The organism is Erwinia mallotivora (assembly GCF_000590885.1).
GTDB lineage: Bacteria > Pseudomonadota > Gammaproteobacteria > Enterobacterales > Enterobacteriaceae > Erwinia > Erwinia mallotivora.
In genome coordinates this window covers 307,941-330,390 of the sequence record NZ_JFHN01000045.1, presented here as the reverse complement: position 1 = coordinate 330,390, position 22,450 = coordinate 307,941, and the positions used below count along the sequence as shown (strand labels likewise).

Sequence of the window (22,450 nt, the reverse complement as noted above, 5' to 3'; positions counted from 1 at the left end):
GGTCTTTAAGCGTTGCTAACCTCTGATCCTGAACAATTTATCGCCTGCCAGTGGATGATACTTTTGTGGCGGTTATCTTTTGTGGTTCATACACCTAAGGCAGAACTTATGGCGATTTTAAACATATCCGATTTTGGTGCAGTGCCTGATGCTTCTTCCCTTTCCACCCGGGCGATACAGGCTGCCATCGATCGGGCCTCGGCAGGCGATACGGTACTGATCCCCGCAGGTCGTTTTCTTACCGGCTCGCTTTTCCTGAAGAGTCATCTGACGCTTAAACTGGCTGAAAACGCGGTACTGCTGGGTAGCCAGCAACTGGAAGATTATCCCCCGATCGCCACCCGCGTGGCCGGAATCGATATGACGTGGCCAGCCGGGATCATCAACATTAATCAGTGCCAGAATGTGACGGTCAGCGGTCCCGGCACCGTGGATGGTCAGGGTGCCATCTGGTGGCACAAATTCTGGGGGGAGGATGAAAATGGCGGGATGCTGGCGGAATATAACCAGCAGGATCTGCGTTGGGTTGTGGATTACGACTGTCAGCGTCCCCGCAATGTGGTGGTTTATCAGAGCCATTCCGTGGCGCTGGACAGCTTTACCTCCCGCGAGTCCGGCTTCTGGAATATTCACGTCTGCTATGCAAAACAGGTGGTGTTGCAGGGACTGCGGGTTGAGAATTCCGCCGGGCCCAGCACGGATGGCATTGATATTGATTCCAGCGAGCAGGTTCGCGTGCAGGGCTGTAGCGTGTCCTGTAACGATGACAATATCTGCATCAAATCCGGACGGGGCGCAGAGGCACAGCAGCTGGCGCGGACGGCCCGCGATATCACCATCCGCGACTGTCAATTGCTGAAAGGTTCCGGGATTACGCTCGGCAGCGAAACTTCTGGCGGAATCGAAAACATCATTATTGAGCACAATCGTTTTTCTGGCACCGGCGTCGGCTTTCGTATTAAGTCAGCCCGCAATCGGGGCGGCTGGATAAAAAACATTATTGTCCGTCATCTGACGATGGAGGATGTCTGCTATCCCTTTATGCTGCAACTGAACTGGTTTCCGCAGTACAGCTACAGCCAGCAATCTGCCGGGACAGAGCAGCCCTCTCACTGGCGCAAACTCAGTGAAGGGGTGGAAGGTCTGGCAGGTCTGACAAAGGTAGAAAATATTCTGGTCTCCCATGTCACCAGCCGACTGACCAGGGCTGACGGATTTTCCCGCGCCTTTTTTATCGAGGGCGCAGTAGAGCAGCCGATTACAACGCTGCACTTCAGCCATATCAGCGTGCAGGCGCAGGAGTTTGGCAAAATTGCCGGGGTAAAAGATTTGATGTTTAACCAGGTCAGTGTGGATGCGCCCGCGATCACTCTGGCGGAAAATGACATCTATCATCGTTAGTGGTGTAAGGGGTGATATCGGGTTATTGATGTCTTCGCCGCTCTTTACTGGCTGCATGATTTAACTTCGCGGTTGGTGAATACGCGCTCACGGTGTATCACCACGTCGTCCATTTCGGTTTATCCCCGCTGGTGCGGGGAACACATTTCCGAACGATAAATAAGTAATGAGCAATTCTTTTAACCCGCGGGATTTGATATTTAACGATCCAGTTGTCATGCAATCTGTAAAGCCATCAGAAGAGTTGCACTGATGTGACATACTGTTTTAAACAGAAAAAAGGCGGGACGATCCCGACTGAGTTCCGTTTTCCTCTTTACTCAGAAAATGCCAGTCAGCTTCCGGACTTTAACAACAGGCTTTATTCTGGCTGGCAGTCAGAAAATTTTAATAACATCAAAAGCTGAAGTCAGGAATATAAAATCCACCAGGGTACATGACGCCTGAAGATGTTCCGGACATCCAGCACGCGTTGGCTGCATCAATCCATGAGCCCATATCAGTTCCTCTGAAATCGGTAACGTTCAATGATTCTCTCAGGCCATCCAGATTCATCGCACCAGAAATACGGTACAGCTCTCTTTTTCCTGATTCTTTCATATTTTAATCTCCATTAATTGCATCCATTTAATATTATATTTCTAACAATATTACCCAAAGGCTCCTTCCTGAGCATATCGCCAATTAACACCGTAACGCTCAGTTCGTTGTACTCTTGCTTTAGTTTTATTTTATCTGCTTCTTTTTTCTCCCATAGTCCACAGGCAGCATATGCCCTGCCTTCTGGTGTTGAATGTTCGTTTTCCATAACGGCCTCAAAAATGGATAAGGCTTGATTACTCATCAAACATTTTTCGTAAATCATTTCCTCCGGCATTCTCTTTGCCACAAATCCGTTAAAGCCAACAGAAAATAAACGGACGGACGACAGCTCTTTTTCTAATTCCTGAATTGATTAGCTGAAGCAGGCATTAGCAATGAAGCACTCAGAAAAAAAATTAAAATCCATTTCATCACATACCTCCATTTTTTAAAAAATATACCTTCCCACAATTCTTATCTATTTCATCGGTCACAATAAACCGGTTAGTGTCAGTACGTTTCTCTTGATATAGCTTAATGGTAAACATCCAGCACGTTTATCGGTTTATCCCGCTCGCGCGGGGAACACTCATCAAGGCGATGCATACAGACGCAACTTGTTATCGTTCGGGGAACAGGTCGCGGTGTAGCACTGCGTGTCGATCAGTGCTGGCTGAGACGGGGTGTTGATATCGCTCTGTATTCATGGTCATGCTCCTTAAAAAGTGGTCTGTATTGCTGAAAAACTGTCACCCGTTTGAAAGCCGTTCGCCACAAGGGCGTGAAACAGCACGCCCCCCGAGTCTGTGCTGGGCTCGCTTGCGAGTCCCATTTCCCCTGGTCAGAAACAGTTAAGGGGTGTGCTTTTCTAAGATTCGGCGAACATACTCAGGCGGGTGAAAACACGACAGATGGATGAAAGGGGCACGCGGGCGAGAAAAGGCCCTGCGCCTCAGCAGTACCGGTACGGAGCCAGCGAGATACTCCAGCCTGCGGAGGTTGTATGGTTGCGTCAGTCGATGGAAACCCGTCTGCCCGGAAAGGGCCAGGGCAGAGACGCGAAGCGGCTCGGTGCAAAGCATGGCTGAGCTATGTCCCGAAGGGGCTGACACCCGATGTGGCATGAAGCCTGGAAAGAATAAAAATCAAATAAAGGTATCCGCATTGCTATGCGATACACCTCACACAATACTGAAAAAAACAGAACATTATATCTGTATATTGATCTGTAAAAATGAGAATTTTTTAACCCCTTCACAATAATAAATTAACAAGAAAGATTATTAAGATCTGACAAACCAATACATTTACTCTGGTTTAACTGACACAAAAACAATCAGACAAGACTGCAAAAGGGAATTATTACGTTCAATAAAAGTAAAAATAATTACATTTTATTTCAACGAAGGTGATGTTTATAATCCTGATGAGCCAGTAATAGTTTATAAAGGGGTTGGTTATGGAAAATATAAATACTGTATTAATGGAAAAAGTATCAGGAGCTGGGAATTATGCAGATAAACATGAAATAGGCAATTCCAGTGGCAGAGGTGGTGCTCCAGACTCCTGTGCAAACAGAGCCGGTCTGGGTGCAATAATTGGCACGCTGGGCGCACTGGCTACGGGCGCAACAGGTGGTCTGGCAGGTGTTGTCGTCGCTGGCGTGACCGGGGGGTTGTCATCAGTCATCGGATGCGAAAACCCTTCCTATAATGACAACAACAGCGGTAACAGCAGCCGTTCAGGTAACTATGGTGCGCAGTGCACGTGGTAAGGATTTAATATGAAATATCCAGGCTCAGGCACACGAATTCGCCGGATGATAATTCATCTGGCATGGCTGTGCACAATTTTCCCTCTTTCCCGTCGGCTTGCATCTTTAATCCCGAACGGTACTTACGAATGGACAGTACTGACAGCCTGGTTTTTCATGTTAATTGGCATTGGTGCTTTCTACAGCTGGATTTTTAAATGCTACGACTGGTTCAACAACAAAAAGTAACAACAACGTTTTTCGTTTCAGAAAGATTAAATTAAACGGGGACAGGACGGGTGAAGCCGCAGGCTGAACCGGCCCTGCTCCGCCGCCGTCAGGCAGCAGGGTTTCAAGCGCGGCCGGACGCATCGCCAGGCCTCCCCGTCCGACACCGGTTCCCCTGGTTAAGCCTTCAACTACATTATCGTTGATATATCCATCCAGCCTGCCGCACCTTCTCCGGACTCCTCTTTAGCCTCCTCCAGCAGTTTTTCTGCCAGTCCAGACTCGCGCCAGCGTATATGCGGACACGCTGACCGACCTGTTAAGCCGTTCGGTAGCGGAGCAAATGTCATCGGCAATCAAGCGGATAGTTTCAGTTTATGCCCGCTGTACGGCAGTGAACCCCTTCGACACGAGCTTCATCAACTGAGGCCATTTCTAAGCTGCCTGTAAGGCAGTGAACAAAAACAACGCACCGGTCACTTACGGAGCGCTTTTCTGAGCTGCCTCGCGCGGGGAACACTCTAAAACTAAATTACTGTTTTATAGGGCCAATTAAACAGGGGAAAAATCTACCGAATTTTAGTGGCAGATTAAGTCCGCAGATTATCAGAATTCATCACCGGCAAAATCCACAACTTTTCTTGCTGTCACTCTGACACAGTCAGACTTAACGCGGCTGTTTTTTCTTCAGTAACTAAAATTTACCTGGCCCTGATTACACAGTATTTCTGTGTCCGGGCCGGGACGAACAACCTGTTGGCAATAAAGAGTGAAGCCAGCTCGCCACGGTTCACAGGGATGCTTTTCCTGCTGATTTTCGAGCCTGTTCTGCACCACGGCCCGCCGCCAAGGATCCTCAGCGTTCCTGTAAAAAAGCGCGCCAGGCAGCAATCACCGCAAGAAAATCTTCCACGCCGCAAAAGCACAGGCTTTCTTCGTCGTAATAGCGCATCCCTTCTTCCATTTCGTCCCCCTCAAGACTGAGCAGGTTTGCACGAATGATCACCTCTTCCTCGTCCATCCACAGCGTATATTCGCGTCCCACCCGTTGCCACTGGCGCTCAGTGCCTTTTATCTCCGCTACGGCGTTTTCAACCTCATCAAGCAGCGTGAGATTATCTTCCACTTCTTCGTTAAACCAGTGCCCGACGGCTTCATGTCCCATCGACATGCGCACCTTCACCTTACCGGTAAGGTCACGTAAAAATTCGTATTCCATGCTGCTGTCCTCTGAACTCATTTCGCTGTTTCGCGCGTATTTTCCCTTCAGGGATTGGCGCTCTCTGTAAGATGGACAGCATTATCGCAGCACCGCACAGGAAAAACAGCGCTAAACGGCCCCGGCTTTTGGAAGGAAGTCGAAAGCAGTAAGCCGTTACTAATTTATAATTCTCATCGCAGTATGCTCATGCTCTCACCGGTTAATCCTGCACGGTCAGATGTTATCTTCTCTTTATCGGAGAAAGATAAACCTGCTCAGGCCAGCAGCCATCAAACAACCGACATTGATGCTACCTCCTGCCGGGCGTAAACCGGGTAATCACAGCGATGGGTTACCCTGAAATCTGCTTGCCGTAAGCTCGAATCAGGCATGGGTAAAATTCAAATTTTCTCATCAATTTATCTGTAAGCCGTGCCACCTTTTTATTACTATCACCTCAACTGGTTTCCAAATTTAAATACTTTTAAAACATATATTTATTTTTATTTTTCTGTTTTTTATGGCTGTTTATAAAAACTGATTATAGTTAATCATGACTCTTACCCATGCCATAACACTACAGAGGAATTAACCTATGCATGATTCTCAGCAGTCAGTAACGATTGATTTGGCCGATTCCGGCATAAAGGGAGTTGGATTGAACCGTTGTCCACAAGGGGTGCTGGCGAAAACACTCAGATCCTGCCTGCTTTCTCTGGCAGCCATTGTGGGAGCTGGCGCATTCTTCAGCCAGGCGCAGGCAGCGGTATATGTCTGTAGCAACGACAGCTGTAGCAGCTGGAAAGCCATTACCCAGGCACAGCGTGACACCAAATCCACCGATGGAGAAAATACCACCATCCAGCAGACATTAAGTCAGTCAGCGGATCAAAGCATTACCAATGGGGCGAGCGATCCCAGCGTTGGCAACACCAATCTCTATCTGAAAAGCAGCCTGTGGCATACGGGTGGTTATGATCCCTTCCACGGGAAGCAACATGTCACGGTCTACATTTATAAATCCACCGACCTTAATAAACGCCTGAAGACCTGCCACGCTTTCTCATTTACCAATGCGGGCGGAAAACGTTATCACGCTACCTGTGAGTGATTATTAACTTGCTTATCCCACTGACGCGTTCAGCCCGTGATTAATAATTTATTGCGTTAAAGATATTTTTATCTGACAGCGCGGCTTGATGGTCATGCTGAGGATGATTACAGACGGGCATGGAAGCCCCAGACAACCAGCTTGCGGATAGCCGGAAGAGTCATTTCCTTCCTTGTCAGGGGCTGGGGGACGGTGAAATTGACGTTCAGCGATTTACCGGGTTTTGCCAGTTCGGGCAGATATTTCTAAGCTGCCTGCACGGCAGTGAACCAGGCCGTTCAGACGCTGGCGTTTGTTGTCCATTTCTAAGCTGCCTGTGCGGCAGTGAACGTTACGGAACTCAAGAAAATGCTGGAGAAAAGTTTCTAAGCTGCTTGTACGGCAGTGAACGGGCGCGGCTGTACCGTCCGGATGTTATTTTGTTTCTAAGCTGCCTGTACGGCAGTGAACTCAGGAATAACCAACTCAGCCGCAGGCGTTCATTTCTAAGCTGCCTGTACGGCAGTGAACGAAAAGATACCGAATATTTGCTTCGGGTTGCCTTTCTAAGCTGCCTGTACGGCAGTGAACGCGGCGGTGGTGGCGGTGGTGGATACGCTGAATTTCTAAGCTGCCTGTACGGCAGTGAACATGTTTCGCCAAAAATAGACGGAATAAGATGTTTTCTAAGCTGCCTGTACGGCAGTGAACACTGGCCGGGCTGTTTATTGTTGACCGGGACGTTTCTAAGCTGCCTGTACGGCAGTGAACTTCGGGATGGGTTTCAGCAAAGGCCGTCAGCTTTTCTAAGCTGCCTGTACGGCAGTGAACTCACAACGATGGTTGTGACTTATCCTGATGGATTTCTAAGCTGCCTGTACGGCAGTGAACTATAGCCCTTTTTCCTGCTACGGTTTCGTTAATTTCTAAGCTGCCTGTACGGCAGTGAACACCAGTGCAAACCGGCATCACGCCGGTATCTGTTTCTAAGCTGCCTGTACGGCAGTGAACGGCTTTGAGTACCGCACTGTCGCGTTTGTATGTTTCTAAGCTGCCTGTACGGCAGTGAACGGCAGAAGTGGCCCGGTACAGTGACGAACGCTTTTCTAAGCTGCCTGTACGGCAGTGAACCAACTCCCGAATATGGCGCTCTATATCCATCATTTCTAAGCTGCCTGTACGGCAGTGAACAGGGTCTGAACACCTGTCGGAGCACAGGAATCGTTTCTAAGCTGCCTGTACGGCAGTGAACATAATCCCGGCCCGGTCGAACCCGTTCGGCGATTTCTAAGCTGCCTGTACGGCAGTGAACTCATCCAGACCCCGTTACGCAATTCCTGTATTTTTCTAAGCTGCCTGTACGGCAGTGAACATTGGCGAAGAATTCATGCCAATATTTTCTGATTTCTAAGCTGCCTGTACGGCAGTGAACGCGGTCATCACTGTAACCGGCCACTTCGGCCATTTCTAAGCTGCCTGTACGGCAGTGAACTGTTAGCAGTTAAATATAACCTTACGTTTTTAAAAGAAAAAAAGAATAATCCTCCTGAAAACCCTTTTTTTCACTTACCCGTCCCTGACCTTAAATATCAACAAGTTAAAAACAGTGTGAAAAAAAGGGTCAGAACCAGGGGACGGTTGCCTGTCCGCTCAGTCCATAGGCACTGAACCTGCCGGGAACGGCCTCGGCCACCAGCGGCCCCTGTTTAATAAACAACAGAAACTGTTGGCTACTTGACAGACTTTTCAGGCGAATAAAAGGCAGTGATAAACGCTGCTCATGCGCATCGGGAATGCGCATTTTTGCCTCATCCGCGCTCAGCCAGCCTTTCTTCACCGAGCGCCGCCGCAGCCTCTCCGCATTGCTCTTACACTGCACCCGGCTGATGGTACGGTATTGCGTTGTTGCCGGCACCGGCAAAATACCGCTGTAATCAATATGGTCACTCAACCCCTTACGCCAGGGCACCGCTTCCAGTTCGCACAACGCAGCCAGACAGCCATGCACTCGTATTCTGTCGCCAGGGGTATTTTTTGCAGCCGGAAAGCTCACGCCAATCCGCCCCTGCCCAACGCTACCCAGCACAGGATGCAGTTTGGCAAACAGCGCTGTCATCAGCATCTCCGGGCTGAACTCAGGGTCGGGAAGAATACGGATTTCAATATAATGATCCATAGCCACCCCTATTCACTTTTTTCACCAAAGACACCACCGCGGATCAGAACGGCCATTACATAATGCTGCTGCTCCGTTTCTGGCTTGATCCCTTTGGTCACCCAACCATCAAGCAGCGTGTAAAAATCCATTTTATCCTTTGGCTGGCGATACGCCCTGCCCCGACTGGTCACTGAACCATAAGGCTCCACCGCAATCGGTCCCAGCTCCAGCTCGGTGGCGGACGGATACCAGCTATCAATAGTGCGCAATGCGTTGCCGACTTTCTGTGAATGCAGCGCGGCACAGCCGCCAACCTGGTACAGCACTTTGCTTTTTTTACTGTTGCTGTCCAGCACCAGCTCCTGAGAAGGGAAGATCTCTTGCCCTTTTCCCAGACGCACAAAAGCATCAATGCTGAAAAAAGTGAAACCATCTCCCGCCAGTCCCTGTTCAATTTCCTGTGCCAGCTCCGCCAGATTTCCCGCAGGCTGGCTGAATTCACGCAGGCTCAGCTGGTCACTGTTAAATTCCCAACGTTGGCTTTTACCCGTGACGCAAACTTTGATGTCATCCGCGCCAACCCGGTTGCGCCACAGGAAACGGGCATTCGCCAGGTTTTCAGCATAGCGGCTGGCCAGCACGGATAATCCATGCTCACTGATATATCCGTTAATGATACCCGCCAGTTCTGCCTGATAGTGTTGATCGTTACAGACAGAAGGCAGCGCAAGGTTACCCAGTACGCGCAGGGAAAAGCTGACTTTAAGCGTGTCGCAGTCAAAAGGCAGGGCCGCAACATCCACCCGTTGCAGATTAGCCTTCTGAATCTCGGCATCCAGTTTTCCCGGGTCGCTGGCCGAGGCATTTTTGAGACGATTTGAAATCGTGCCACGTACCGCCTTTTCCTTTATTTCGATCGCCTGACACCGTTCTGGTTGCTGCCAGTCACAGGCATACATCATCGCGTCCGAATTGGATAACTTGCGTTCAAAAGCCAGCACGGAAGCGGTTTTAATCGTTGATTTAGCCATTCTTTTATTCCTTTGCGTTATTCTTCATCAATGAATTCGTAAGTGTCATCGGGAGCAGACGATACGGAGCAGCAGCGATAGAGGCCATCATGATAGTCATAGCGCCACAGCAGCGTTTCGAGGTCAGTAATACGATGTAAACTTCGCCACTCACCTGTGCCGTAAATGGCTTCAACAAAGCAGAAAGGTAGGGTGGGATCGCGGGACTTCTCCACTTCGCCCGCAGGAAAGAGCGGCGATACCGACTTCCACCCCGTCTGGATGGGCACCAGCCAGCCGGGCTGGGGACGAGGGACGTAGCGTCACCGGGCTGACGTTTCTTCTGAGGTGTTACTCTCCCGATCGGGCGCTGAAGCCGACATTTTTAGCGCAGCAAAATCCAGCCAGGCATCGATCATTTCCACCTGGGGATTTTCCTGCTTCAGTGCCTGATAATGCTCTGCAAGATATGCGGAACGATCCACTAAGGCAAAACCGGGTAACAGAGGATACAACACGCGCCGGAGTGCACTCTGCTCAACCGGCCAGGGCATTACGCGGGCCCGGCTCATGCTGATGATGGTTCCACCGGCCAGACGCTGGCTGACACACAGCGTCTGAAGATGCGCTTCCAGCGCTTTTGCACCTTCCCGGCCATTGGCAATCATCCCCTGACATTCAATTAATAAAGAAACCGTCATATGCATGCGTCCTTCTTCGTTAAAGGCCGCTGTTTTTGCTTCTCTGGTGAGCGGGTTTCGTGTCAGAGAAAAAAAGAAATCACGCCCGGAAGAGTACGCATGTAGCTGGTGCTGATGGCAGATCACCGCACAATTATCCAGCGAGAGTCCGTGACTCTGCTGCAACCTGCGTGAAAGCGCATGGGTATACCCCAGAAAATGGGAGATGGCAGGAAAACCCCACGTCAGCCCGGCGACAGCATTGGCATTTTCCACACGAAGATGACGTAACAGGATCAGCGTTCTCATTGTGATTCCTCCCTGACAGCCTGTTCAAATTCGCCCAGCCGCTGCTTAAACAGGGACGACCATTCGCGTCGCTCCACCTCTGACACTTTCAGTTCATCATGTTTTAACTGCCGGTTGAGCCAGACGCCAAAATCAATGGCGATTTCTCTTTGCCATTCACCGCTTTCACGTTCTGCCCGAAACTGGCTGTCCTCTTTTGCCCGTCCGACATCCAGCCACAGCTGCTGTGAACGTTTCAACTGACACGCGTCGCCCGCGCTCCAGCCGTGCTCCACGGCCATATTCTCTACTCCGGCGACATAGCTGAAGAGGATATCGATAATTTCATCGGTGTATGCCAGTCGGCGATGGCGTATTTCCCGGTTATTGGGTGCATCTTTCACTCTCAGTAAGAATTCGCGCAGTTGCCAGATAGTGGAACGAGCCATCTGACTGAATTCACTGTAATGATTGAAGATTGATTTGTGCTTTGTGGGTGCCCTGGGCTGATTTTGCCAGCAAGGTGGGGCACATGAGAGCAGCCAGTTGCGTCCTCTGCGTACGCTGTTGAGATAAGAAATGTTCTGCGGTTTAGAGCCGCCAGGGTTTTGCGACGCCATATTGAGGTAGCTGACACGCGGCTCTGCATGCCAGCGTTTCGCTTTGAAAGCCGCGTTAATCTCTTTGGCCTTATCACTGAAACGTGCATCGGCAATCCGCTGATGCAGCGCATGTGCTAACGAAGAGGAAAACAGCGGCCCCAGCAGGTGGTAGTCATTTTCGCCCACCGGGAAATAGAGCTGTTTTGCCAGCTTATGTGAGCCGGGCTGCTTATCCGTCAGCGCCTGCATAAAACCATTCACCCACTGCATCAGCTGCCCTTCCGTTTCTGCCAGCGGTGCCAGTGGGGAATAGTCTCCACGACGGAGCGTTTCAATTAACGATTCGCCCTGATATTCAGTTTGCAATAATCTGGCGACGTCCAGAGCAGCCGCATTGCCTACGGCATCAATCGCCGGTTTGTGCAATGTGGCGGTGGAAAGGTAAGTGGCATCGTCTTCTCTGGCGGACGCATCGAACCGACTGCTTCCTCTGGCATCACTGTGGGTAAATTTCAGCGCATGGGTGACCAGGTTGATCTGTTCGGCCCGACTGGCCGCATCGGTCAGCCAGCTTTTAATTTCGTAACGCTGCTCAAGTTCACGCCGCTGGCTGGCCGTTTCCTGTCTGACCAACGCAATCTGTTGAGCATCAGTCAGATTTGTCAGCTTCTTTTCGGCCTCTTTATCGAATGCCTCCAGCCGCGGCTCTCTGCGATCCTTTACATAACTGGTAATTAATAATGTGAATCCTTCATCCGCCATGGTTTACTCCTTAACCTTATATTTCAATAAATTATGGATATCATAATTGACCGTAATTGAAAATTTTTGCTGCCCGATCTTTTATACGCACTCAGTCGAGTGCGCCAAACACGCCAAGCAACGGATGATAAAGCCACCGCTCATCACCTCGCTTTTCAGCCAGGTTGATTTCGCCAAACCGCTGGCTAACCTGCCGCAGCTCCATATGTAACTCATCCGCCAGCTGCTGATATACTGGCAGATAATCAACGGCTATCCACGGACTGACGCCGCTGGCAAAACGGAGTTCACAGGGCTGAAAATCCGCGCTGACTTTCCACTGGCCGGGAACAACATCGGGAAACTTAAATAACGGCGAATCGCTTTCATCTTCCATCCACAGGCAGTACAACTCTTCAGGTGTCGAGCGCCGGAACGGCGTAATCCGTTGCTGCTCACCACTCCAGGTTGCCTGTTCCCGCCACCACTGTGCGGCGTAGTAATACCCCGGCCGCTCAGGTTTTATCAGCATGGCCTGTAAGGCAGTGTGCTCAAGTGCGGCAAGATTGGTTTCAGGCTGCTCATCATCACGCCGCTGCATACGGGGAATGGCGTTCATCACCTCATACTGATATGGCTGAAGGATCGCGTTGAGATCGTGGCTGCGCAGTGGAAATCGGACAGATTCAAATCCTGGCCGACAGTAAGCCAGTTCAACATTTTTAAGCGCTTTGCGATTTTTTTGCAGGATCAGGAGATTGGCAGACTGGCACTCTTTCCGGCGATGGCGCTGAATACGCCCGGCAAGCTGGATCAGTGAGCGAACCGAGCTGGGTTCAGCAATCGCCCAGTCATAATCATGATCGCGCCCCACTTCCGCTACCGGTGAGGCCAGCACCACAAACAGGTGATGTTTTTCGGGAGTGTCAAAGATATGACTGACCTCCGAAGTCTGCCAGATAGCCTGTTCATCGTAGCGGGTCAGCGTGGCATCCAGACGTCGTTCAATCTGCGAGCGCATCGCCAGCGGGTGCTGGCTGTGATAAACACAATAGTGCAGGCGAAAATCTTCCGGGGCCGCCGTTTGCAGTAACCGCCTGGCGACCGCCACCAGTGGGTCGATATTTGCCATGCGGATCAGCCCGACCGACAGCGTTTTTCCTGATTTGTGGCGTTGATGATGACGGGTATGCAGACTGTGCATCGCTTTCAGCAGTTTTGCGGCCATACTGTCCAGCACGTCTTTTTCACGGGGCGTGGGCGGATTGACCGCCAGCAGTTCACCCCGCCGCAGAACCTCAGCGTCCTGTAATTTACTCACCCGCTTTTTGACAAAATCATCATGATGCTGAACAAAGTTTTTGATCGCCGTAATATCATGATGCGCGCAATCATATTCATCAAACCAGGCACAGCAGATACTCACCGGCAGGTCTGGCTCACCGCAGGCATACTGATAATCCGCTCGCCCCGCACGGTAAGCGCTGAACAGCGCCTGCACCAGATCAGGCGGCAGAGTAGCGGAAGAGAGCAGCACACGGCAGCCAAGCAGACCTGCCCAGTTCACCAGGCGACATAGCGCTGGCAGGTCGTTTTTATCAAAATCGTCAGGTTCATCCAGTACCAGATCGGCAGTTAACAAGCGCAGCATCGGCGCAATCTGCTTACCGCCACGAGTCCCTTCCGTCGCCCCAATAAGATGATCGATAGTACTCACCAACACCGGCGCACTGATCAATTGATGCAGTTCAGGGGAGCGGCGCAACCACTGGCTTAAGCGTCCATCATCAAGCGTGCCATCGTAACGGACGTACTGATGTTCTGCGAAGATCGCCTCTTCAGCGTCATGGCTGTCATCAGAGGATATGGCGACTTTTTTACTCCAGAAATCATGCAGCTGTCGTACCGGCTGTGAACCAATCAGCACCGCCAGATCGTCATCCTGTAGATGCAGTTTTTCTCTGAGCGCCTCACCCGTTTGTAATGTCAGGGTACGCAGGCCAAGCGCAACGGAAAAACGGCATCCCTGTTTTTCATCCGCCAGCGCATACATGATGCGCGCATTAGCAAAAGTTTTACCACAGCCAGTGGAAGCCATATTGATGCCGAAAAAACCCTGTACCTTTGTCCTTTCACCTAACGATGTTGCCAGTTCGAAAGCTTTGTCCTGCCAGCGAAAGCGCTCTTCTTTGCTGCGTTGTTTAAATCCTTTGTGTCGGGTAATGGCCGGTAAAGTCGTGCGCAACTGCGGCAGGCAGCGGCCCAGCAGCAGAGCATTCTGGCTCACTCCAATATTATGCTCGTCCAGCCGTTGCTTTAACGCCTTTGTCTGCTGACAGGTGTTGGCCCAGATTTTACTGTCAGGTGCCTGCCAGCCTGTCGTGGCGGGCAATGCGGAGTAGTGGTGGTCGGCCAGCATCAGAACCAGACGCGCCATATGGCTGCTGAACCGGTGATCCAGCCCCCCAAAGCGGCTTAGTGAAGGTAACTTCAGCGCACGACCAGCAAATTTTTTCGCCTTTTCACGCCAGACCGCGCTGCGCAAAGGCGTGCCATGCGGAAAACGCCAGACGGCGGCCAACCCCTCTTTTGTCCAGTTTTGCAGGTGGTTCGTCGAGTTCCACTCTGCCGTCAGCTGTCCGGTCAGCCAGTCAGACATCCGTGTGATATCTGGCGGATAGTCTGTATCCGCAGAGCAGGCGGGCAGGCGGTGATGAGAGAGAATCAACCACGCTACGGTGGTGGCGACTGGCGGTAGATTAATGAAGGGATTCTGATAAGGAGGATAAGGATCCTGGCAGAGGTTTTGCCATATTTGTTGCTCATCCTCCTCCGTCACCTGGCTGAGCGCGGTTAACCATTGCGGGTCCGTTCTGTTAGCCACCCATGCACAGAACAGGCGCAGCGATATCCATTCATGCCGCCAGGGCTGAAAACGTTTTCCTTCTCCCTTAAGTGTGTCCTGGAACAGCTGGTTAGCCTTGCCAAAATCATGAAACAGGCCCGCCAGCGCCGCCAGCAGGCTGATACTTTCACCACAGTGCCACTGATTTTCACTGTGATTTTTCAGAATATCACGTTCTGTGGTGTCAGTGGGAACCGCTCCCTGAGGATTAAACCGACGCAGATTGCCGACAATCCATACCAGCTCCGTTTGATTGCTGGATTTGATCCAGTGGCAGGCTACCGCCGTGTTACGCCGTGCCGTTTTCTTTAACAGCTTTCGTAAGGTATTCAGGCCTTCAAGGGTGATAGCTGTCTGCCAGGTTCTGTCCCCCTTACGTTCCGCAAACTGATCGAGAATACGCCTTGTTTCTGTCAGTGCCCGCTTGTGACATTGTGAAACCAGCAGAATATTCATTTGGCCGCCTTACTGAGCATTGCTGCACTGTTTTGCACTGTTTCAATCATCACCTCAAGCGCCTCCGCCTTTTGCAGACCACGAATGCAGCGTTGCCGAAATTCCTGCTCATCTTCTCCGGACATGGCAGCAATAAAAGCCTGCGGTAAAATCAGGGCGTCTTTAATCAGATCCGCCACATCAAAAACCAGTCCGCCACGTCGCGTTTTACCATGTAATACCGCCAGCCCGTGGGGTAAGCCAGTTACCCAACATGCCACGGCTGCCAGCCCGTAAGCCAGATAGTTGCCGTGATCGAGAAAACGATTGGCAGCGTCCACCCCGCCACCGCGTTTTGCTCGCGTGAAATCACCATAATTAACCGTCTGCGCGGCCAGTTTATAAAGCGCTTTGGTCATTACTGCTTCCTGCGCCAGCAAATCCTGCGAGTTCTGGCTTTGCGATAAACTCTCTTCGAATCGATCCAACAGTATGGTTAATTTCTGCGGTTCACAGGAGAACTTGCCTTCTCTTCTGATGATATCGGCAGACCAGTGCTGGCGAATCTGACTGATACGTGTTCGCTGAAAACATTTCGCTGCCTCAAGACGGCTGCTATCGTCAAACCAAAAACTCACCCACTGTTGCAGATATTCTGTAGGGCGATATTCACTTTGTGATGTCAGCCAGGAAACGGTGGTTTCTGCTTCATTTGCTGCATATAAAGGCGTGCCGCCACCCCCGCAAAACCCCACCAGTACTCCTGCTCTGGCAAATTCACGCATTGCTGCCTGAGTGACCGAGGTTCCCGTCCCCAGCATAATTACCGTGGTGTTAGCGATGGGAATATTCCAGTAAAGCGACTGTTTGCCCTCTTCTGTGACATATTCAACGCGCCCGCCATTAACCAGCACCCGGCAACATTGCAAATAATAAATATTACTCCGTTTGGAGTGTAATATGGTTTCCAGATCGGAGGGTTTAATTGATTCCAAAATAACTTTTCCCTGTACTGTTTTTCCTTATTGAGGAATCATAGTATAAATATTCATATTCTTTTATCTGCGAGCTGCCTTCCATTTCAGTAATCAAAGACGATCTGACTATGAATAAGGAAAAACTGTCGAAAAAACTTTTCTGCGTAGCTGATATCATTCTGCTTTACCATATAGTGATGAAACAGTAAGGGGTATGATATCAGCTCGCCTCAGCGGTACGTAAACCGGGGCTGGATCCTGACGCTACAAAAACGTACACCAGGTACGTTTTTTAAATAAGGGTTTACTATTTATCGATAATGATTAATGCAGTAAAAATTAACTGGGTTTTACCCCTCTGAAAGATCGGGATGGACCATTCTGATTTCGTCTCTACGTCTTATTGCCATGTTAATCTGGCAGCTTAACGCTATTGCGCTATAGCCGTCGATGCCTTCAGCCCCGGCGCTGGCTGCTTTACAGTAGTCCTGACGATACTTTAACCACAATTCCTGACTGCGGATAAAAGCGTCCTTCATCTCTTCTCTCTGTCTTTTTTCTCCCATCCACCACTGGCTGTAATCGTAATTTGAAATTTCTTTTAATTTATCCTGATAGGCTGTATTTAATTTTGCTTCTGTCATTTTACTTACTGAACTCAGGCATTCACTGTCATTGTCACCACCTTTTGCTATACATGCAGCAACCTCTTTATTTTCAACAATGCTACCTGAATTTAATTCAGCATAAACATTGATGGCGAACGTTGATAATGCCGCACCAAAAATACAATTTAAAAAATATCTAACCATTTTTCAGACTCCTGATCCTTATATTATTTCTTCGCCTGTCGCCACTTAAAATTGAATCGTTTTTCAGATATTCCATTATCTCCGTGCGGGTCCCACCGTGCGCCATTATTTTCACCATCTCTGGTGCAGTCTTGTTCCCCTGGTAAATTGTATCAACAAAAACATCCCGTATTATTTTATCCACGTTATACCAGGTCAGTGCGTCAGGAACATGACGTGAATTTCTTGAATATACATCTTTCGCATAATTAAGCTTTTCTCTGTAAACAATTTTAAAAAGTCTTATTTGCTGACCATGTGTAATCTCTCCGATAAGCGGGCCATAAACCTTGACAAACTGCCCGGCCAGGCGACCTTTCAGATGTGATGCTTTTGAACATATAACAGCTTTATATTCCTCAATACCCGCCTGGCTGAGTGTTGAGTATATCTCGCCACGACTGCGTCTTCCCATATCGTATCCTCTTCCAAGAGTTACACCGGATGAGAATTTAGGAGGCCAGTGTAATATACGGGAAAAATTTGGGTAAGCATGCTGTCTGAATGGCTCCACCGCAGTAATATAATCAACGCCTTCTGAATCAAACGTCACCTGTCCCTCACCGACCCAAAGAGAACCCGATATATGCTGTGGCCGCTGTCCCGGAGAGTACGCATTTTCAATCGCTTTCATAAAGAAACTGTCTGTGGGATTAACAAGCCCGTCGGGGGATAACGTTAACAGGCGTTGATACCATATTATCGCCTGGTTTGTTTCCGGGCCACATACGCCATTTGCTCTGACAGTTCTTCCGGTAGCAAGCCGGTATCCGGCATTGATTATCATTTTCTGTATTTTTGTTACGTCCTCAGGATTATTGGCTCCACAATTGCCAACAGTTCCTTTCAGACGGTATATCCGTGGATTATGATATGACATTTATTTCTTCCTTTTAGCGAAATTTTAATTCCCTTTATCTTTGGTAATGACAAAACAGAAACAGGGTTATTTTACTCAGACCCTTTAGCAAACTGTATATGATGTAGCCACCAGATTACATGGTTATTATTGGGACGGACAAACCGCAGTATATCCTGCTGCAAATTCACCTTACAGAACCCCAGCTAATGGCCTGTCACCGCGAAAAAAGAACAGGCTGAACATCCGTTTCCAGGCGCAGATGCCGGAGTAACTCCAGTTCGGTCAGCGCATCGACCAGAAGGGAGTCAAAACTGGGATTCAGAAGCGAGAGTTCAAAGTGATTAAATTGAGCCATGATGTTTAGTTATCTCAACTCTTGCATGAGGTTATCTCAAAAATACAATAAAAATACTAACATAATCAATAAATCAGAAAGAAGGTGATTTTTTATTATCTCAAAATCCTTGTTTCAGGATATCAAATATAAGTTTGAAAGATGCTGAAAATGAGGGATATCGGGTTTTGTATGCATGATGCAGTATGGGTGTTTTATCGTTGGCTTTATGCCAGTTTTTAGCGCCACTATGTTTGAGCCTGATTCTACAGATAACACCCCTCTTTCCCCTGAGCACCGATTTTTAGTGATAGCCCTTACTAAAACAAAGCAATTTTTGTGGGGCATTCCCGAAGGCGCTGTTTATGAGAAAAATATATTATTGATTAAATTGAATTTACAGTCTGGTTTCACCTGAGTTTCTGCTCTGCCTGTATGGTAGTGAATGTTTAAAAAGCGCCGTCCCGACTACAGAAAAGTTTCTAAGCTACCTGTACGGCAGTGAACACGGCGTGCGCGTCTCTGAGCCGCATCATGATTTTCTAAGCTACCTGTACGGCAGTGAACATGTTGCGCTAGGCGAGTTCAGGCTCGATGAATTTCTAAGCTGCCTGTACGGCAGTGAACACGGGTTTACCGCCCGAAGGCGTCGTCTCTCATTTCTAAGCTGCCTGTACGGCAGTGAACAACTCCGGCTGCACACTATCTGCTGTTTTGTCTTTCTAAGCTGCCTGTACGGCAGTGAACCGGCACAGCTACGCCATGCACATGCTCTACGCTTTCTAAGCTGCCTGCACGGCAGTGAACGTAATCGCAGTTTTGAGCGCCCGGATAACGTATTTCTAAGCTGCCTGCACGGCAGTGAACATTTTGTTAAGTTTGCTGACGATCCAGTTATATTTCTAAGCTGCCTGCACGGCAGTGAACCACGCCGCTGGCAGGTTTTGAAGCTGAGTTCATTTCTAAGCTGCCTGCACGGCAGTGAACTTCCTTGCTCCTACTGAACAGCCACGGCTGCTTTTCTAAGCTGCCTGCACGGCAGTGAACCCGGAACCCTAGATTTTTCCGCGACCAGTGTTTTTCTAAGCTGCCTGCACGGCAGTGAACAGGGGGGAAGCGTATATTCAAAACGCTGGATGCTTTCTAAGCTGCCTGCACGGCAGTGAACCTTGATCGTCCTGAATTGTTCCGGCTCCTGAATTTCTAAGCTGCCTGCACGGCAGTGAACCGTAGCGCATAAAGCTTAACTCACCGATTTAAAAAGAAATTTGACCGCCATCGCTTAAATACCCTCTTTTCCATCTCCTTAAAAATCCCATTTCTTATCAGTCAGTTAAATTTGCAGTAAAAAAAAGGGTTGTTTCCATCACCCGATTTTTCTCTTTTCAACATGCGGTAATCGCTGAACAGACAATGACCGACGCAGCTCTGAAGCGTTTATAAAATCAGCTTCCGCCCCGGAAACAGACAAAAAAAATCCGGGAAAAATAATTCCCGGATTTTCAAAACACAGATTGCGTCAGACTGCTTCTGCATCGCCTGAGCGCGCAAGCTGCCCGCAGGCTTCTTACACCGCCGTCTGGAAAATAACGCCGTCAGCTTTCTCGGTATACTGCGCCAGCTGGTCGAAGTTCAGATAACGATAGGTATCCACCGCCGTCTTATCAACCTGATCCATAAACTGCTGGTATTCGTCCGGCGTGGGCAACTTGCCCAGTAAAGAGGCGACCGCAGCCAGTTCAGCAGAGGCCAGGTACACGTTAGCACCGTTACCCAGACGATTCGGGAAGTTACGGGTAGAAGTCGAAACCACCGTCGCTCCATCCTTCACCCGCGCCTGGTTGCCCATACAGAGTGAACAACCCGGGATCTCAATACGCGCACCGCTCTTACCAAAGACGCTGTAGTAGCCCTCTTCCGTCAGCTGCGCCGCGTCCATCTTGGTCGGTGGTGCCACCCATAAACGGGTAGGCAACTGGCCCTTATGGCTGTCCAGCAACTTACCTGCCGCACGGAAGTGGCCGATGTTAGTCATACAGGAACCGATAAAGACCTCATCGATCTTCTCGCCCTGCACATCAGACAATACGCGGGCGTCGTCCGGATCGTTCGGCGCGCACAGAATCGGCTCTTTGATTTCCGCCAAATCGATATCGATCACCGCGGCATACTCCGCATCCGCATCGCCTTCCAGCAGTTCAGGCTCGGCCAGCCATTTCTCCATGCCCTGAATACGGCGCTCCAGCGTACGGCGATCGCCGTAACCTTCAGAGATCATCCACTTCAGCAGCACAATGTTGGAGTTGAGATATTCAATAATCGGATCTTTGCCCAGCTTGATGGTACAACCCGCCGCAGAGCGCTCAGCCGACGCATCAGAAAGCTCAAATGCCTGCTCGACTTTCAGATCCGGCAGACCTTCAATTTCCAGGATGCGGCCAGAGAAGATATTTTTCTTACCTTTCTTCTCAACGGTCAGCAGACCCTGTTTGATGGCATACAGCGGAATGGCGTGAACCAGATCGCGCAGGGTGATCCCCGGCTGCATTTTACCTTTGAAGCGCACCAGCACCGACTCCGGCATATCCAGCGGCATCACGCCGGTTGCCGCCGCAAAGGCCACCAGCCCGGATCCTGCCGGAAAAGAGATGCCAATCGGGAAGCGGGTATGGGAATCCCCGCCGGTGCCCACGGTATCCGGCAGCAGCATACGGTTCAGCCAGCTGTGGATAATGCCGTCGCCCGGACGCAGCGAGACACCGCCACGGTTCATAATAAAGTCTGGCAGGGTATGGTGGGTCGAGACGTCAACCGGCTTGGGATAGGCTGCGGTATGACAGAAGGACTGCATCACCAGGTCAGCGGAGAAGCCAAGGCAGGCGAGGTCTTTCAGCTCATCACGGGTCATTGGGCCGGTGGTGTCCTGAGATCCCACAGACGTCATTTTCGGCTCACAGTAAGCGCCAGGGCGGATACCGTCAGTCCCACAGGCGCGGCCGACCATTTTCTGTGCCAGAGAGTAGCCACGGCTGCTTGCAGCAACATCTTTCGCCTGGCGGAATACGTCACTGTGCGGCAGGCCAAGGGATTCACGCGCTTTGCTGGTCAGGCCGCGTCCGATGATCAACGGAATACGACCACCGGCACGAACTTCATCCAGCAGCACTTCGGTTTTCAGCTCAAAGTTAGCCAGCACTTCACCGGTTTCATGATTCAGCACTTCACCTTTGTACGGGAAAATGTCAATCACATCGCCCATATTCAGCTTATCGACATCGACTTCAATCGGCAGCGCCCCGGCATCTTCCATGGTGTTAAAGAAGATTGGCGCGATTTTTCCACCCAGCACCACGCCGCCGCCTTTCTTGTTCGGCACGAACGGGATGTCTTCACCCATAAACCACAGCACCGAGTTGGTGGCAGATTTACGTGAGGAGCCAGTACCGACCACATCACCGACATAGGCCAGAGGGAATCCCTTTTCCTGCAAGGCTTCGATCTGCTTAATTGGGCCAATATTGCCAGCGTCGTCAGGCTCAATACCTTCACGGGCGATTTTCAGCATCGCCAGCGCATGCAATGGGATATCAGGGCGGGACCAGGCATCAGGAGCGGGAGAGAGGTCATCGGTATTGGTTTCGCCGGTGACTTTGAAAACGGTAACGGTAATTTTTTCGGCCAGTTTCGGGCGGGAAAGATACCAGTCGGCGTCAGCCCAGGATTGCAGAACCTGCTGAGCATGCGGGTTGCCAGCTTTGGCTTTTTCTTCCACATCGTAGAAGCTGTCAAACATCAGCAGCGTGTGGCACAGCGCTTTGGCCGCAATCGGAGCCAGTTTTTCATCGTCCAGCGCGTCAATCAGCGGATGGATATTGTAACCGCCCTGCATGGTGCCCAGCAGCTCTACGGCTTTTTCCGGAGTGACCAGAGGGGAGCTGGCTTCGCCTTTGGCGATCGCCGCCAGAAAGCCCGCTTTGACGTAGGCAGCTTCATCAACACCCGGTGGGACGCGGTTAATCAGCAAATCGGACAGGAATTCTTCTTCACCCGCTGGCGGGTTCTTCAGCAGTTCAACCAGCGCGGCCATTTGGGAAGCATCTAACGGTTTAGGAACGATCCCTTCGGCTGCACGCTCGGCAACGTGCTTACGGTATTCTTCTAGCACGACGTTCTCCTCGCTCACATTGTAATGGCTACCGGGCGCCCTCAGGTTCACCGCGAAGTGATTTGCTCATTCTGTAGGGTAAAGCGCCCGGTTCCGCGTGGGCCAGCATAGCAGGATTTCCTGCTGGTGTTAATCTGTTTACAAAAAAGCAACATTATTTGTCGTCGCCACGGCGATACTCCTGAGA

Annotated in this window: 16 protein-coding genes, 2 pseudogenes and 2 CRISPR repeat arrays; of the genes and pseudogenes, 4 read left to right on the top strand and 14 right to left on the bottom strand. The window is 50.2% G+C overall.

Translation table 11 applies throughout. The annotated features are described in order from the left end of the window. The first annotated feature begins 108 nt into the window (after positions 1–108). Positions 109–1,401: a glycoside hydrolase family 28 protein gene (locus tag BG55_RS10315; RefSeq protein ID WP_034937182.1), complete on the top strand. Its 1,293-nt coding sequence runs from the start codon at positions 109–111 to the stop codon at positions 1,399–1,401. A 396-nt stretch (positions 1,402–1,797) separates the two neighbouring features. On the opposite strand, the gene BG55_RS10310 is transcribed toward BG55_RS10315, so the two are convergent. Both BG55_RS10310 and mchS3 read right to left on the bottom strand, forming a co-directional pair. Then, entirely contained in the window at positions 1,798–2,001 is a 204-nt protein-coding gene (locus tag BG55_RS10310; RefSeq protein ID WP_034937180.1) for a hypothetical protein, read from the bottom strand. A gap of 13 nt (positions 2,002–2,014) precedes the next feature. Then, positions 2,015–2,332 (bottom strand): MchS3 family protein, encoded by a 318-nt coding sequence (mchS3, locus tag BG55_RS10305; protein ID WP_276525030.1) that lies wholly within the window; start codon positions 2,330–2,332, stop codon positions 2,015–2,017. Between the two features lie 1,110 nt (positions 2,333–3,442). Between mchS3 and BG55_RS10300 the strand changes: the two genes are divergently transcribed. After that, positions 3,443–3,757 (top strand): hypothetical protein, encoded by a 315-nt coding sequence (locus tag BG55_RS10300; RefSeq protein ID WP_034937175.1) that lies wholly within the window; start codon positions 3,443–3,445, stop codon positions 3,755–3,757. A 159-nt stretch (positions 3,758–3,916) separates the two neighbouring features. On the opposite strand, the gene BG55_RS22265 is transcribed toward BG55_RS10300, so the two are convergent. Both BG55_RS22265 and yacL read right to left on the bottom strand, forming a co-directional pair. Next, the gene (locus BG55_RS22265) at positions 3,917–4,108 is read right to left on the bottom strand and encodes a hypothetical protein (RefSeq protein WP_034937172.1); all 192 of its coding nucleotides are present in this window, start codon (positions 4,106–4,108) and stop codon (positions 3,917–3,919) included. A gap of 712 nt (positions 4,109–4,820) precedes the next feature. Continuing rightward, positions 4,821–5,183 carry a protein YacL gene (gene yacL, locus BG55_RS10290; protein WP_034937415.1) on the bottom strand — a complete coding sequence of 121 codons (363 nt, stop codon included), beginning with the start codon at positions 5,181–5,183 and terminating at the stop codon, positions 4,821–4,823. 577 nt (positions 5,184–5,760) lie between these two features. On the opposite strand from yacL, the gene BG55_RS10285 reads away from it, so the two are divergent. Continuing rightward, complete coding sequence (locus BG55_RS10285; protein ID WP_034937169.1) at positions 5,761–6,276, top strand: hypothetical protein; 516 nt, start codon at positions 5,761–5,763, stop codon at positions 6,274–6,276. Between the two features lie 242 nt (positions 6,277–6,518). Then, a CRISPR array of direct repeats spans positions 6,519–7,747; the repeat unit is 28 nt; unit sequence TTTCTAAGCTGCCTGTACGGCAGTGAAC. A gap of 129 nt (positions 7,748–7,876) precedes the next feature. Here the strand turns inward: BG55_RS10285 and cas6f are convergent. From cas6f to BG55_RS22545, 9 genes and pseudogenes are all read right to left on the bottom strand, one after another. Beyond that, the gene (gene cas6f / locus BG55_RS10280; protein ID WP_034937165.1) at positions 7,877–8,431 is read right to left on the bottom strand and encodes a type I-F CRISPR-associated endoribonuclease Cas6/Csy4; all 555 of its coding nucleotides are present in this window, start codon (positions 8,429–8,431) and stop codon (positions 7,877–7,879) included. Between the two features lie 8 nt (positions 8,432–8,439). Continuing rightward, positions 8,440–9,444 (bottom strand): type I-F CRISPR-associated protein Csy3, encoded by a 1,005-nt coding sequence (csy3, locus tag BG55_RS10275; protein WP_034937162.1) that lies wholly within the window; start codon positions 9,442–9,444, stop codon positions 8,440–8,442. A 17-nt stretch (positions 9,445–9,461) separates the two neighbouring features. Next, positions 9,462–10,412, bottom strand: a pseudogene (csy2, locus tag BG55_RS10270) (type I-F CRISPR-associated protein Csy2). Continuing rightward, positions 10,409–11,755: a type I-F CRISPR-associated protein Csy1 gene (gene csy1 / locus BG55_RS10265; RefSeq protein WP_034937159.1), complete on the bottom strand. Its 1,347-nt coding sequence runs from the start codon at positions 11,753–11,755 to the stop codon at positions 10,409–10,411. Before csy1 ends, csy2 begins: the two are co-directional and overlap by 4 nt. A 91-nt stretch (positions 11,756–11,846) precedes the next feature. Further along, complete coding sequence (cas3f, locus tag BG55_RS10260) at positions 11,847–15,095, bottom strand: type I-F CRISPR-associated helicase Cas3f (protein WP_034937156.1); 3,249 nt, start codon at positions 15,093–15,095, stop codon at positions 11,847–11,849. After that, positions 15,092–16,072 (bottom strand): type I-F CRISPR-associated endonuclease Cas1f, encoded by a 981-nt coding sequence (cas1f, locus tag BG55_RS10255; RefSeq protein WP_420889617.1) that lies wholly within the window; start codon positions 16,070–16,072, stop codon positions 15,092–15,094. Before cas1f ends, cas3f begins: the two co-directional genes overlap by 4 nt. Before the next feature lie 329 nt (positions 16,073–16,401). Then, complete coding sequence (locus BG55_RS10250; protein ID WP_052018782.1) at positions 16,402–16,863, bottom strand: lysozyme inhibitor LprI family protein; 462 nt, start codon at positions 16,861–16,863, stop codon at positions 16,402–16,404. Next, positions 16,856–17,782, bottom strand: a complete 927-nt coding sequence (locus BG55_RS10245) for a DUF8812 domain-containing protein (protein WP_034937151.1) — start codon at positions 17,780–17,782, stop codon at positions 16,856–16,858. Before BG55_RS10245 ends, BG55_RS10250 begins: the two co-directional genes overlap by 8 nt. A 199-nt stretch (positions 17,783–17,981) precedes the next feature. Then, positions 17,982–18,119 (bottom strand): annotated as a pseudogene (locus BG55_RS22545) (Fic family protein); the annotation flags it as partial. Between the two features lie 175 nt (positions 18,120–18,294). Between BG55_RS22545 and BG55_RS10240 the strand changes: the two are divergent. Beyond that, complete coding sequence (locus tag BG55_RS10240) at positions 18,295–18,516, top strand: hypothetical protein (RefSeq protein ID WP_034937148.1); 222 nt, start codon at positions 18,295–18,297, stop codon at positions 18,514–18,516. A 61-nt stretch (positions 18,517–18,577) separates the two neighbouring features. After that, positions 18,578–19,326: direct repeats of the CRISPR family, unit length 28 nt; unit sequence TTTCTAAGCTGCCTGTACGGCAGTGAAC. 339 nt (positions 19,327–19,665) lie between these two features. Here BG55_RS10240 and acnB read toward each other — a convergent pair. Then, positions 19,666–22,263: a bifunctional aconitate hydratase 2/2-methylisocitrate dehydratase gene (gene acnB, locus BG55_RS10235; protein ID WP_152542724.1), complete on the bottom strand. Its 2,598-nt coding sequence runs from the start codon at positions 22,261–22,263 to the stop codon at positions 19,666–19,668. Positions 22,264–22,450 lie beyond the last annotated feature (187 nt).